General features: G+C 54.0%; 11 protein-coding genes. 3 read left to right on the top strand and 8 right to left on the bottom strand.

Annotated features, from left to right (window positions below):
- Positions 1-32: 32 nt before the first annotated feature.
- The 3 genes from RHI63_RS10905 to RHI63_RS10895 all read right to left on the bottom strand — a co-directional run bounded on the left by RHI63_RS10905 (position 33) and on the right by RHI63_RS10895 (position 1,627).
- Positions 33-413 (bottom strand): DUF5331 domain-containing protein, encoded by a 381-nt coding sequence (locus tag RHI63_RS10905; protein WP_206200172.1) that lies wholly within the window; start codon positions 411-413, stop codon positions 33-35.
- A gap of 44 nt (positions 414-457) precedes the next feature.
- Positions 458-1,303: a ferredoxin:protochlorophyllide reductase (ATP-dependent) iron-sulfur ATP-binding protein gene (bchL, locus tag RHI63_RS10900; RefSeq protein ID WP_149819367.1), complete on the bottom strand. Its 846-nt coding sequence runs from the start codon at positions 1,301-1,303 to the stop codon at positions 458-460.
- Between the two features lie 66 nt (positions 1,304-1,369).
- A complete protein-coding gene (locus RHI63_RS10895) occupies positions 1,370-1,627 on the bottom strand; it encodes a hypothetical protein (RefSeq protein ID WP_302678296.1) in 258 nt (85 codons plus the stop codon).
- A gap of 294 nt (positions 1,628-1,921) precedes the next feature.
- Between RHI63_RS10895 and RHI63_RS10890 the strand changes: the two genes are divergently transcribed.
- Entirely contained in the window at positions 1,922-2,554 is a 633-nt protein-coding gene (locus tag RHI63_RS10890) for a CPP1-like family protein (protein WP_310821586.1), read from the top strand.
- On the opposite strand, the gene dnaN is transcribed toward RHI63_RS10890, so the two are convergent.
- From dnaN to obgE, 5 genes are all read right to left on the bottom strand, one after another.
- The gene (gene dnaN / locus RHI63_RS10885) at positions 2,551-3,660 is read right to left on the bottom strand and encodes a DNA polymerase III subunit beta (protein ID WP_310821584.1); all 1,110 of its coding nucleotides are present in this window, start codon (positions 3,658-3,660) and stop codon (positions 2,551-2,553) included. The genes RHI63_RS10890 and dnaN overlap by 4 nt on opposite strands.
- 96 nt (positions 3,661-3,756) lie before the next feature.
- Positions 3,757-5,325, bottom strand: a complete 1,569-nt coding sequence (gene murJ / locus RHI63_RS10880; protein WP_310821583.1) for a murein biosynthesis integral membrane protein MurJ — start codon at positions 5,323-5,325, stop codon at positions 3,757-3,759.
- A gap of 66 nt (positions 5,326-5,391) precedes the next feature.
- On the bottom strand, positions 5,392-6,663 hold the full coding sequence (locus RHI63_RS10875) for a cell wall metabolism sensor histidine kinase WalK (protein ID WP_225901719.1): 1,272 nt from the start codon (positions 6,661-6,663) through the stop codon (positions 5,392-5,394).
- A 2-nt stretch (positions 6,664-6,665) separates the two neighbouring features.
- Positions 6,666-9,194, bottom strand: a complete 2,529-nt coding sequence (locus RHI63_RS10870) for a CHAT domain-containing protein (protein WP_206200168.1) — start codon at positions 9,192-9,194, stop codon at positions 6,666-6,668.
- Positions 9,195-9,231: 37 nt separating this feature from the next.
- The gene (obgE, locus tag RHI63_RS10865) at positions 9,232-10,242 is read right to left on the bottom strand and encodes a GTPase ObgE (RefSeq protein ID WP_310821582.1); all 1,011 of its coding nucleotides are present in this window, start codon (positions 10,240-10,242) and stop codon (positions 9,232-9,234) included.
- Positions 10,243-10,433: 191 nt separating this feature from the next.
- Here obgE and RHI63_RS10860 point away from each other — a divergent pair, with 191 nt between their 5' ends.
- Positions 10,434-11,801 (top strand): LCP family protein, encoded by a 1,368-nt coding sequence (locus tag RHI63_RS10860; protein WP_206200166.1) that lies wholly within the window; start codon positions 10,434-10,436, stop codon positions 11,799-11,801.
- On the top strand, positions 11,798-12,694 hold the full coding sequence (locus RHI63_RS10855; protein ID WP_302678291.1) for an ROK family protein: 897 nt from the start codon (positions 11,798-11,800) through the stop codon (positions 12,692-12,694). Before RHI63_RS10860 ends, RHI63_RS10855 begins: the two co-directional genes overlap by 4 nt.
- The last annotated feature ends 21 nt before the right edge of the window (positions 12,695-12,715 follow it).

Raw genomic sequence — 12,715 nt, 5'->3', positions numbered from 1 at the left:
GGGAGAGCCTCCAAATTTAGAAACGATTGGAACTAGGTTTGATGACTTTGAGCAGCCTCCTCACCGTGTTCTTCAGCCCGATTACTGACAAAGGGCTTAGGGGGTAGTAAGCGAGGTTCGGGGAGCAGTTGAGCAGGGTTATCGCCGTTGGTCAGTTCTTCGTCGGGGTTGAAGTTCAAGCCCAAGGCAGAAATAATGCGATCGGGATCGTTGCTGAGTTCGACAATGACGGGTAGAGCATCCAGTAAGCGCGGTTCCAAAGCCGTCAGCACCCCCAAAATAAAACTTGAGGAGGGGCGCCGTTGACCGCGATAGGTACTCCAAATCGCCAAGCGGACAATCCAATGGCGGTTTTCTTGGTAGTAGGCCAGCCACTTACTGCGTGCGCTTTGCCGTAATTGCTCAGGGTTCATACTCACTCCAGCGAAGGGGATCCGTGGAGTATTCTAGGGGAGTTTTAGACCGCTGCGAGTGACCGTTCTGACCCTTGGGGATTCAAGTAGAAGTCGGAGAGCAGGGCAAAAAGGTCGCGATCGGGGGCATCCTTGGGCACCACCCCCTCAGGCCGCGCCAAAATTTGATCGGCAATGTTCAAGTAGTAGTCACAGACATAGTTGAGACTGGGATCGCTTTCGGCCATCTCAAAGAGGGTTTTGCCCTTGACCCGTGACACGCGAATATCCTCAATCAACGGCAGCACCTCAAGGATGGGCATGGGCACGGCTTCCACATATTTTTCAATGAGATCCCGCTTACTGGTGCGATTACCAATGAGACCCGCGAGGCGCAGGGGGTGCGTGCGCGCTTTTTCACGGACGGAGGCGGCAATGCGATTCGCCGCAAAGAGGGCATCAAAACCATTATCGGTGACAATCAGGCAATAATCGGCATAGTTAAGGGGGGCCGCAAAGCCACCACAGACCACATCCCCCAGAACGTCAAAGAGGATGACATCGTATTCATCGAAGGCATTGAGTTCCTTGAGGAGCTTGACCGTTTCACCGACGACATAGCCACCACAGCCTGCCCCAGCCGGGGGGCCACCCGCTTCGACGCAATCCACACCGCCATAGCCTTTGTAGATCACATCCTCTGGCCAGACATCCTCGTAGTGGTAGTCCTTGGCTTGGAGCGTGTCAATGATGGTGGGAATCAGAAAGCCTGTCAGGGTAAATGTGCTGTCGTGTTTGGGGTCACAGCCAATTTGCAGGACTTTCTTACCCCGCCGCGCCAGCGCCACTGAGATGTTGCAACTGGTGGTGGATTTGCCAATTCCGCCTTTACCGTACACTGCGAGTTTCACGTTGACCTTGCCTCCTAAGTAATGGAGCGACACGATGACCTAACTGCTATTCTCGGCCAGCGATCGCTAGAAGCGGCAGTGGTTAGAAAAATAATCTTTTTGTAATAAAATTTCAGCTGATTTGAGGATGAGCAAACGCTTTTTCAAGTTTTGGAAGTCTCTCAGGAAACTGGCGGTTCTTTGAGAAGTTATCTTTAATTTTTTTGCTGTTAGTTTTTTAGTTAAATTAAACAAAAATACAAAAACTCCCCCCGCCAAGTCATTCCCTGACCGATTGCACCCAAGGCTAAAATTGACCTGCCCAGCGATCGCGCCAAAAAACATTTGAAAAAAGAAACGTTTCTCCTAGGGGGCGATCGCCCGCATCGTTGTAAAGAATTATTAAAAATCTCGAAAGTAAATGATTTGTTACAATTTAGGCGGTTGTATCCCTTTGAGCGCTACTTTCTCTCGTTTTCCCTAGGAAGTGGTTAGAATTTGAGGGAAGGCGATTGTGCTACAGCGTTTTTCTCTGCCATCTCTCTGGACGAGCAAAATTAGCTCCTTGGAAAGGTGCGGCATCGTTAAGCTGTAGGGTAGCCTTCAGTCCGCTGTTGATACCGCCCGTAAGAATGGCCAATGAACAAAGATCAATTTGCCATGAGTGACAACCCCTACGAAAAGCTGCAAGTGCCGGAAGACGCTTCTTTCGAGCAAATCAAGGAAGCACGGGATGCGCTATTAGCGGCTCATCCGGGGGATGAACGGCAGCGTACCGAAATTGAAGCAGCCTACGATGCCATTTTGATGGATCGGCTGCGGCAACGCCAAGAGGGCAAAATCAAAGTGCCTGAGCGCATTCGCTATGCTGAGCAACTCAATGAACCGGCGCCAGCTAAGCCCAATCGCATTGCGAATCATCCCGCCCTTCAGTGGTGGCAGCAACAGTTAGACACCCCCAACCTGCGGGGCATTGCCATTACCTCAACGGTCTATGCCGTTCTGATGGCGATCGGGCTGTCTCAGGCCAATCCCGATACCTTGGCATTGGTGCTGTCACTGGGGGTTGGCTTTAACCTCGTGTGGCTGCAACGCAAGGAACAACGCCTTGGCCGTGCCTTTTTGATCACCCTCCTTGCCTTGATATTGGGCGCAGTGATCGCCATGGGCATTTACCAGCTTGGTCTGCCGGGGGTCTTCCTCAATGTGGATCAACTGGTGGGCATTGGCGTTTTCGTCACCTTTTGGCTCACCAGCAATTTCCTGCGCTAACTGCGAATTTGAATCGGCATCACCAAGTATTTCATCTGGGCTTCCCCAAGGGGGAGGAGGATCGCAGGCTGGGTTTCGCCGTTGAGTTGCAGTTGCACCTCTGAACTATTCATCACCTTCAGTCCTTCGAGAAGATATTTGACATTGAAGGCCACCTCCATCGACTCCCCAGAAATCTGAGCCGGTACATTCTCTTCGCCACTGCCCAATTGCGGCGCCTCAGCCGAGAGTTTGAGTTCTTGAGCCTCGGCATCAATGTTGATTTTGACGACGTTATTCTTTTGAGCCGCAAGAATTGCCACCCGTTCTAGGGCATCTGCTAGGGTCGATCGCTCCACCGTGACTTGGCGCGCAAAGGTTTTGGGAATGAGTTGGCGGTAATTGGGATACTGCCCCTCCAACAGACGGCTGGTAATGCGAGCATCGTTGCCAATATCAAACACCACTTGAGTCGGGTCACAGCGCAGCGCTACATCCCCGTCTTGTTTTGCCATCAGCCGCTCTAGATCCTTGAGGGATTTTGCCGGAATTGTAATCGGCGAGAGGGCTTCCGGCACAGGCTGTTCAGTCAGCGTAACGGCGAGGCGGTGACCATCGGTTGCTGCAAACTCAAGGCGATCGATCTCAAACGTCACATGCAACCCGGTGAGAATTTGCTTGGTTTCATCGGTGCTCGCCGCAAACAAACTCCCCTGAAGTCCCCGCCGCAATGCCTCTGCGGTCAAGGTTACAGGTGTCACATCCTCTAACGTGGGCAGAGCAGGAAATTCCTCGGCACTCATCCCCTGAATCTCAAAGAAACCGCTGCCATAGTCGAGGATCACCCGCGTATCTTCCGCCGTAATCTCAATATCGCGATTGGGCATCCGCGACACCATCTCAGTAAAGAGCTTGGCAGAAACAGTAATTGCCCCCGGCACCTTCACCTCTGCATCCAGCCAGATTTGCATCCCCAAACTGAGATCAAAGACGGAGAGTCCGAGGCGGCCACCTTCAGCTTGCAGGAGAATATTCGCCAAAATCGGGTGCGACGGATTGCTCGGCGCAACGCGACTCAGGGGGGCAAGCTTACTACTGAGAACTGATTGTGAACAAACAACTTTCATGGTGTACTCCACGGCAGAGGCAGATGGGATGAGAGGCAACGGAGAGAAGAAAAAACGCGGCTCGTTATTGGCCAATCTACTAGCATACTATGCAATCTATGACTGGTATCGCTTGGGCAAAAACCGCCGTACTTTGCTCAGGAAAAACTCTAGCTCCGGTAGATTTAGGGGCGAGATAGCCGCTGCAAAAACAATTAGGCTGACACTGCCGGCGATCGCCAACTGCAACAGTTGCACCCCCAAGCCTTCCCGCCCCCAGAGCAATTCCAGTCCTTTGAGGGCACCCCAACCTGCCCCACCACTGAGCACACTGGCTAGGGCAATTCCCACCAAGGGCACAATTAGCTCCCCCCAAGGTAGCCCCCCCAAACGACGGTGCAAAATCCAAGTCAGGGCAATAAACGATACGGTATTCACCCCAACCGTGGCCATTGCCAACCCAACAGCGCCAAAGGCTTGGGTAAAGAAAAAGCAAAACAGGGCATTAAATCCCAATCCCCAGAGGGTGATGTAGAGGGGTGTGCGGCCATCCTCTAGGGCATAAAAGACCCGCACAATAACATCGCGGGCAAGGTAGAAAAACATACCAATGGCATAAACCAATAGTAGCGCCGCCACCAGTTGGGAGGCCTGAAAATCAAAGGCACGCCGCTCATAGACCACCCGCACTGCCGGCAATGCCAAAGCTGCCATCATGCCACCGAGGGGCATCATACTCAAGGCAGTGAGTACCAAACTCTGGCGAATGCGTTCCTTGAGATCCGGCCAATGTTCTGGTTGTGCCAACTTTGAAAAAATGGGCATATAGGGCACAAGGATCACATTGGAGAGAATCCCTAAGGGCGTTAGAAAGAGCAGTTGGGAGTAACTCAAGGCCGACGCAGCCCCCACAGGCAACTGGGAGGCAAAGAAGAGACTGATATAGACGCTGATCAAGAGCATTCCCGAGGATAGGGTAGCAGGCCCCATGAGTTGAATTAACTCCCGCACCTCAGGACGATTGAGATCAAAACGTAATCGCAATGTACCCATGCCGGCTTGCCATTGGGCAGGAATTTGTACAAGCCATTGCAGCACCCCTCCCGCTAGGGTTCCCCAAGCGAGCACTGCTGGGCCAAATTGATCGGCAAAGAACCAAATGCCAATAATCACTGCCAAACTAGACAGCAAGGGACTCATCGAGGGCAACCAGTACTGATCGGCAGCATTGAGGGTACCAAAGCCAATGCCAATCAAACCCGAGAGCACGGCCAAGGGTGCCATAATCCGAAACTGCTCTGCGGCTAAGGCTTGAATCTCTGGACTGGCACCGGGGGCAATGAGTTGAATTAAGGGGTCAGCCAGCACTATCAAAATGGCGGTCAGCACCAGTAATAGGGCACCCACAACGGTGGTAATGGTTTCCACGAGGGGCGCGGCTTTTTCGGGCGGTTGCTTGAGAACCACACTGATGATCGAACTGTGGAACGGGCCATTGATCCCCCCCAAGAGCACAAAGAGAAACCCCGGAATCACATAGGCATAACTGTAGGCATCCACTGCGGCGCCAACACCAAATTCGGCGGCGATCGCCTGCTGGCGAACCAGTCCCGCGACTTTACTCAACAGCGTTGCAACGGCAACAATGGTGGCAACATGGGCAAGCGAACGCGATTTCTTTTCCACAGTGGTGGCAATCCTAATAAAACTGGCGGATTTGGGGATAACTCTGGCGATGATCGTACCAGTGATCTAGATCTCTTTTATTTCCGCTGGCAGCAGAATCGTAAAGCAGGTGCCTTGACCGACTTCGCTAGTCACCTGAATCTGACCGCGGTGGGCTTTGACAATGGATTGGGCGATCGCCAGCCCTAAACCCGTCCCTTCAGACTTTGTGCCCTGAAGGCGATAAAAGCGATCAAACAGGCGGGGCAGTTCACTGGCGGGAATCCCCGGTCCATTATCGGCAATCACCAGGCGGTAGAATTTGCCCTGCTGATCCAACCTCACTTGAATCTGACCACCGGCAGGGGTATATTGCACGGCATTACTGAGGATATTCGTTAACAAACGACTCAGGTGATCGGGGTTGCCCCACAGACGATAGGCCTCTGTCTCTGAGGTCTGGGGATCCGCAAGCTCCAACGCCAGTTGAAGGTGTTTTTGCTCAATCAAGGGCGTTTGCTCCTCAATCACCCCCAAAAGCAGGGCATCAAGGTGACAGGGCTGGGCTTGCAGGGGAATCATGCCGCTATCTTGACGAGTTAGAAAGAGCAAATCATCCACTAAGCGACTGAGGCGACGACTAAGGCGTTCAATGACTAGGAGTTGTTGGCGCTGGGTTTCCGGATCCGCAGTGGCTAAGGCAACCTGGACATTGGTTTGAATGAGGGCCACGGGGTTGCGCAATTCATGGGAAGCATCAGCGGTAAATTGCTTCAAATAAGCATAGGACTGCTGCAGGGGGGCGATCGCCAGCCGTGACAAAAACCAGCCACTAATACTCACCAGTGTCAGCGTGATGGTCATACCAACCAAGAGATCCCAGAGTAGGGCTTGACTCGGTTGGGTCACCTCGAACCAAGGATGGCTGACCCGCAAATAGCCCAGTAGGCGATCGCCCACCACTAAGGCCACCGTCATCTGCCGTAGCCAGCGATCCTCCCCCACCTGCACCGTTTCTGCTGTCCGATTCAGATGCAAGGGCAGATCAAGGGGTTCTGAAAACGTGCTCCAAGCCAACTGCTGATCCGGAGTAAACCCCTCTAGGTCAATGTGATCCTCCTCCAGTGCCGCAAGGGGACTACTGCCTAAACTGGTTTGCCAATCAATGGCTTCCGCCGTGGCCGTGTCAATAATCAGGGAACGACTCACCACCTCAACAACGTGGCTGAGGGTGTCATCAATGCGCTCGATCAGGGTTCCCCGCACATAGAAAAAGAACCCCGTGGCAAAGATGAGGAGCAGGAGTGCCGTTACCCCCACATACCACAGTGCAAGACGGTATTGAATGGCACGAACCATCGTCATCGGGGCAATGCTAAGGGAGACCAATCACCACTGGAAACAAACGCCGCCCAATAGTAGGGGGATTCATCCTTGAGTCGCTGAAGCTGGACTTGCCGCAGGGCTTCTGTGCGCCCCATGCCTCGGCGCAGATTTTGGTAAAAGGCCACCATCATATCGCGGGTTACTTGATCATCCACTTTCCATAGGGTACTCACCTGCGATCGCGCCCCGGCTATGGTAAAGGCGCGGCGCAGACCATAGACCCCTTCACCGTTGACCACCTCCCCCCGTCCCGTATCACAGGCCGATAACACCACTAATTCTGTGCCGCTGAGGTTCATGCCGGTCACTTCCAAAGCAGTAAGGACACCATCATCCACGTCTGAACCACTCTGGCGTTGGTTAAATCCCGCTAAGGCCAACCCGGATCGCAAGAGGGGGTTTTCCAGAATATCCCTGTTTCCTGATGGGGCTAGAAAGAAGCCATGGGTAGCCAAGTGGAGAATTTTTGGGGACTTCGCCGCCTTAACCGCTGCTTCGGTGGCCGCCCCTTGAACCAATAGCCGTGCTTGGGGTAGGAGTGCCCTGAGGGCTTGGGCTTCTTGGGCTGTCCCCGGCAAAGGAGCAAAGGCCAACCCCCGCAAGTCAAGGGAGCGCAGCGGCGGGGAAGCGACGGCATTGCCAAAGGAATGATCAAAACTGGGGTCAGCCACAATCAAAGGCACAGCGGTAGACTCTGATTCGGATTGCAAACGCAACAGTTCTCGTCCTGAGGTGAGCAAGGTAATGAGATAGGATTCCACCAAGTAGCGCCCTTGGGCATCCACAAGCGCCTGAAAGGGAATGGTGTTGAGCTCACTATCGGGGGCAATGAGCAAATGGCTGGCCGCCCCAATCCATGGCAGAATGGGTGTGATTAACTGCGCTGCCAAAGTCTGAGCTGCCCGTTGAACTTCGGATTTGGGCAAACGGGGGTCAGCCAACCGCAAACGGATCTGGCGTATTTGGGCATCAATTTCGGCTGCAGAACCAATGTCTTTGCCTTTGGGTGAGCCGCTAGCCGGCAACACATAGACCCCATAGCGCGGCTCACTAAACTGCCGCTTGCTAAAGTCATAGGGGCGATAGCGCACAAACTCAATTAGCACCCCATTGGCAGGAATGGCCCGTTGCACAGCAGCAATTGTCACTGGTTCAGTGAGTTCGCGAAAGGCAGGACTGCGCAGACTCAACTCCGACTCTAGGGCATCGGCCTGCGCCTGCAGTTGCTGCAGTTGGGAAGCAGCAACGGGTTCTGCTGCCGCAAAGGCCATCCTTGCAAGGGTGGTTCGCAGGGTTATCAATTGCTGCAGCTTTGATTGGTCTGCAGCAGACAGTTCCTGTTGGAGCCGCGCCTGATTTTGGCTGAGAAAATCCAGTAGTCGCCCTTTGCGGCGCAAAAGTGTTGTCAGAGCCAAGGCAGTGGCCTCAGGATCTTGGGGCAGGCTCTGCAGGTGCAGCGTGAGAATGGCATTCGTCGTGTCTTCAAAGGTAGCCAGATACCTACGCTTGTAATCCTCGGCGCCAACGACCAGATTTTGAGTGAGGTTCTTTTCTTCGATTTCTTGAACATTGTTCAGTAGGGCAAGGGCCTGCCTCAAATCTCCCTGTTGCCAATAGACCGCAGCAAGGTTTCCTAGCGCAGCAGCGGTATGGGGATGGCTTTCCCCAAGGCGGGATTGGGCGATCGCCAGCGCCCGTTGATAGAGAGGCAGTGCCGCTGCGTAGTTGCGCTGATCAAAATAGAGCGTGGCTAAATTATTCAGGCTGGCAGCAATATCGGGGTGACCTGCGGGCAACGTTTGTTCGCGAATCTGAAGGGCACGTTGGTACAAGGGCAAGGCGTCAGCATAATTCTTTTGTTCCCGATACAGGGCTGCGAGGTTGTTCAGCGTTGTTGCCACGTAGGGACTCTTCTCCCCAAGGGTTTGCTCAAAGATTCTGAGGGCGCGTTGATACAAGGGCAGGGCGGCTGCCCTCTTTTTTTGCTCAGTGTAGAGGAGACCGATGTTATTGAGAATGACCGCCACTTCGGGATGATTTGACCCTAGGTTTTTGGTGGCGATCGCCAATGCCCGCTGAAACACTGGCAACGCAGTATCATAGTTCCCTTGCGCACGGTAAAGATTGGCCAAGTTATTGAGTGTTGCAGACACCTCTGGTTGATCTGACCCGCCAGCACGCTCGTAGATAGTCAATGCCCGCTGATAGAGGGGGAGGGCTGCTGCATAATTTCCCTGCTCAACATGGAGCTTTGCCAATTCGTTGAGACTGGCTGCCAAAAGGGGATGGTTGCTGTCCAGTGTATTTTCCACTAAGGTCACAAAGCGCTCTGCTAGGGGAATAGCAGCCTGCATATTACCTTGTTCCCGCAGTTGATCAATTTGATTGGCGAGTTCCTGAAATTGCTGGGGGGATGGCTGGGCTAGAGTTGGCGAACACAGACCAAGAATCAGACTACTTCCAAGGGCGATCGCGCCCCGGACAAGGCATCTTCTGGTGTTCATTTTTTCCTCGGTGGTTCCTCAACAGCACCCGTCACAATCAAGAATACTGATGGGAAACGCTCACCCCCAGTTCCTGCCAAATGGCATCTAAGAGAGGCTCTAACCCCTGACGCGCCACCGCAGAGATGGCAAAAACCCGTTGACCGGCATAGGCAGTAAGGGTGTCTTGAACTGCAGCAATTTGGGAAGGTTCTAGGGCATCAATTTTGTTGAGGGCAATAATTTGCGGGCGATCGGCCAAGCCGTGACCATAAGCCACTAGCTCATCGCGAATGGTTTGGTAAGCAGCCACCACATCCTCAGCCGTGGCATCAATCAAGTGCAGCAGCAGACGGGTACGCTCAATATGGCGGAGAAACTCATGCCCCAACCCCAACCCCGCATGGGCACCGGCAATGAGACCGGGAATATCAGCAAACACGGTTCCATCACCATTGGGTTGGCGCACCACACCTAAATTGGGCACCAAGGTTGTAAAGGGATAATCGGCAATTTTCGGTCGCGCTGCCGACAACACCGAAATTAGGGTGGATTTACCGGCATTGGGCAGGCCAATAATGCCCACTTCCGCCAGTAGTTTGAGTTCTAGTCGGAGATGCCGTTCTTCCCCCTCTAGCCCCGGTAGGGCATAGTCTGGTGCCCGTTGATGATTACTCAGGAAGTGCTTATTCCCTAAACCCCCTTTGCCCCCCTTAGCCACCAGCAGCGTTTGACCGGGGGTGGTGAGGTCTCCCAGCAATTCCTCGGTTTCGGCATCCCAAACCATGGTGCCACAGGGCACTTCAATCACTAAATCTGCACCACAGGCACCCGTACGGTTATTCGGCCCGCCCCGTTGGCCATTGTCCGCTTTGAAGACATGGGCATAGCGAAAGTCCAGCAGCGTTTGTAAATGGGGTACCGCTTTGAGAATGACTGACCCACCATTGCCACCATTCCCCCCTGAGGGGCCTCCCGCAGGCACGTATTTTTCACGGCGAAAGGCAATAATGCCGTCGCCCCCCTTTCCAGCTTTGACATGAATTTCGGCAAGGTCAATAAATTGCATTTTGGCCGCAATCGGTTGCGTATAGGTTGGGTATCTGAGTATTGTATCCTGCCACCTTGTTGACAGTTCTTTTTACAGGGATGACACCGGCTCCAAAGGGTGAAACTCCGTATCGAAGACGCTTCATGTACGTCATAGGAGAAAAGGGCTATATGGTAGGCTTAAGGGAATTTTAGTGTGCCGAGGCAATAGTGTTTATTCGATGGCAACACCGACGACGACCCGCTCCGCCTGAAGAAGGGGGTTTATTTTGGCGACTGGTGTTGTGGCTAGGGGTTGCCTTAATCTCCGGCAGCTTGGGGGCACTCTGGGGGCTATTGAGTCAGAGTACACCGCTTATGCAGCGATCGCTCAGCAGTCGGGAGTGGCAGGTGTTTCAACGGGGCGATCGCTGGACAGGGGCAAGGCTCCATCAACCCTTGAATTTACTGCTCATTGGCTCCAAGGTTTTAACCTCCGACTTAGATGAACCGCCTGACCCCAACCTTACCTACCATGCCCTAGTGAATTCCGTTGAAGGGCTATCGGACTCACTGCTACTCGTGCGTTTTGACCCAGTGCAGCAACGGTTAGTGGTGTTGTCAATTCCCCGCGATACGCTGACCTTTATCCCCGGCCGAGGCGACGCCAAAATTAACGAAGCCAATGCCCTCGGTGGACCCGCACTGGCGGCGGAAACCGTGAGTGATTTGCTGGGGGATGTGCCCATCGATCGCTATTTGCGCATTAACGTTCAAGGCATTGAGAAACTCATTGATGCCCTTGGGGGGGTGACAGTGGATGTACCCACAGCCATGCGCTATCGGGATGACAGTCAGCGCCTCTACATTGATTTGCAGCCCGGACGACAACACCTGAATGGCAACCAAGCCCTACAATTTCTGCGCTTTCGCTACGATGCCCTTGGCGATATTGGCCGCGTGCAGCGACAACAGATGTTTTTGCGGACACTAATGGAGCAAACGGCTCGCCCCGAAACCCTTGCCCGTACCCCCCAGCTTCTCAGTATTATTCGCGAAAACTTGGATACCAATTTAACGGTTGAGGAACTGATGAGCTTGGGGCAATTCCTCACTAGCTTGCCGCGATCGCGGGTGGAGTTTCTGATGCTGCCGGGGAACTTTAATGGCAGCACCGATGAAGTGGAAGTGAGCTATTGGTTGCCCGATTACCAACGGATTGCTTGGCTGACGGATCACTATTTCCGCGATACTCCCACGGCTGATCCGCGCGAGACGGGTTTGACCCCCCCTGCCCAGGTGCGCATTGCGATTCAAAATACCACCCTGCCAGAATCATTGGTCATGCGTCTGAGTCAGCAACTGCAAACCGCCGGTTACCCTGATCCTTTGCTGGCAGAGCCATTGCCCCAACCGCTCCCGATGACACGGATCATTGCTCAGCAGGGGGATTTGGCGGCAGCGCGGCGGGTGCAGCTATTGCTGGGATTTGGTGAAGTGCGGGTGGAGAGTACAGGTGTGTTAGCATCGGATGTGACGATTCAACTGGGCGACGATGCCCGCGATCGCCTGCAATTGAGACCCACAAAATCTCTGTGAGTGAACCCTACGTGATTGGTGTTGATCTTGGTGGCACTGCCATCAAAATGGGGCGCTTTAGTCCCAAGGGAGATTGCCTCAATGCCCTGACGTTGCCGACCCCTCAGCCCCCCTTTCCAGAACGGGTGATTAAAGCCATTGTGCAGGGGATTAAAGAACTGGATGGGGAGGATCGGGCGCTGGCGATCGGGATGGGGATACCGGGGCCTGTGGATGCCACTGGTCGTATTGCCCGCCGTGCGATTAACCTTGACTGGTACGAAGTGCCCATTAGCGACAGCCTCGAACAGTTGACGGGCAAGCCCACCGTGATTGGTAACGATGCCAACTGTGCCGGCCTCGGAGAAGCATGGCTAGGGGCAGGGAGTCAGTTTAAGGATCTAATTTTGCTGACCTTGGGGACGGGGGTCGGCGGTGCGATCATCCTCAATGGCGATCTCTTTGTCGGTCGGGATGGCGCCGCCGGCGAGTTGGGGCTGATTACCCTCGACTACACAGGGCCTCCCTGCAACAGTGGCAATCGCGGTTCCCTTGAGCAACATGTTTCTGCCCAAGCCCTGCGGCGGCGCTGGGGCTGTGAACCCCATGAGATGGCAGAGCGAGCCAACAATGGTGACCCTGAGGCGATCGCCCTCTGGCAAAGCTATGGCCGTGAATTAGCCGCTGGCATTGCGAGCCTTGTGTATGTCCTCACCCCCGAAGCAGTGATTATTGGTGGGGGGATTAGTGCCGCCAGTGACCTCTTTTTTCCCTCGATGATTGCTGAATTGGAAGAGCGGGTGCTGCCCACCTCCCGCAATAACCTCCACTGTTTGCGAGCCACCCTTGGCAATCACGCGGGCATCGTCGGTGCAGCCAAACTAGCGTGGAAATACGTCAAAGACCATCTCTAAGTCGCCTTCGCTAGGATCAAG

The sequence above is a fragment of the Thermosynechococcus sp. GLH187 genome (assembly GCF_031583395.1).
In the GTDB taxonomy this organism is placed as follows: domain Bacteria; phylum Cyanobacteriota; class Cyanobacteriia; order Thermosynechococcales; family Thermosynechococcaceae; genus Thermosynechococcus.
This window is presented reverse-complemented; position numbering and strand designations above follow the sequence as displayed.

Excerpts from the sequence above, each read along its gene's own strand:
- RHI63_RS10905 (WP_206200172.1), bottom strand. The coding sequence starts at position 413 with ATGAACCCTGAGCAATTACGGCAAAGCGCACGCAGTAAGTGGCTGGCC.
- RHI63_RS10895 (WP_302678296.1), bottom strand. The coding sequence starts at position 1,627 with ATGTTTTTTGGCGCGATCGCTGGGCAGGTCAATTTTAGCCTTGGGTGC.
- RHI63_RS10890 (WP_310821586.1), top strand. The coding sequence starts at position 1,922 with ATGAACAAAGATCAATTTGCCATGAGTGACAACCCCTACGAAAAGCTG.
- dnaN (WP_310821584.1), bottom strand. The coding sequence starts at position 3,660 with ATGAAAGTTGTTTGTTCACAATCAGTTCTCAGTAGTAAGCTTGCCCCC.
- RHI63_RS10875 (WP_225901719.1), bottom strand. The coding sequence starts at position 6,663 with ATGGTTCGTGCCATTCAATACCGTCTTGCACTGTGGTATGTGGGGGTA.
- RHI63_RS10870 (WP_206200168.1), bottom strand. The coding sequence starts at position 9,194 with ATGAACACCAGAAGATGCCTTGTCCGGGGCGCGATCGCCCTTGGAAGT.
- obgE (WP_310821582.1), bottom strand. The coding sequence starts at position 10,242 with ATGCAATTTATTGACCTTGCCGAAATTCATGTCAAAGCTGGAAAGGGG.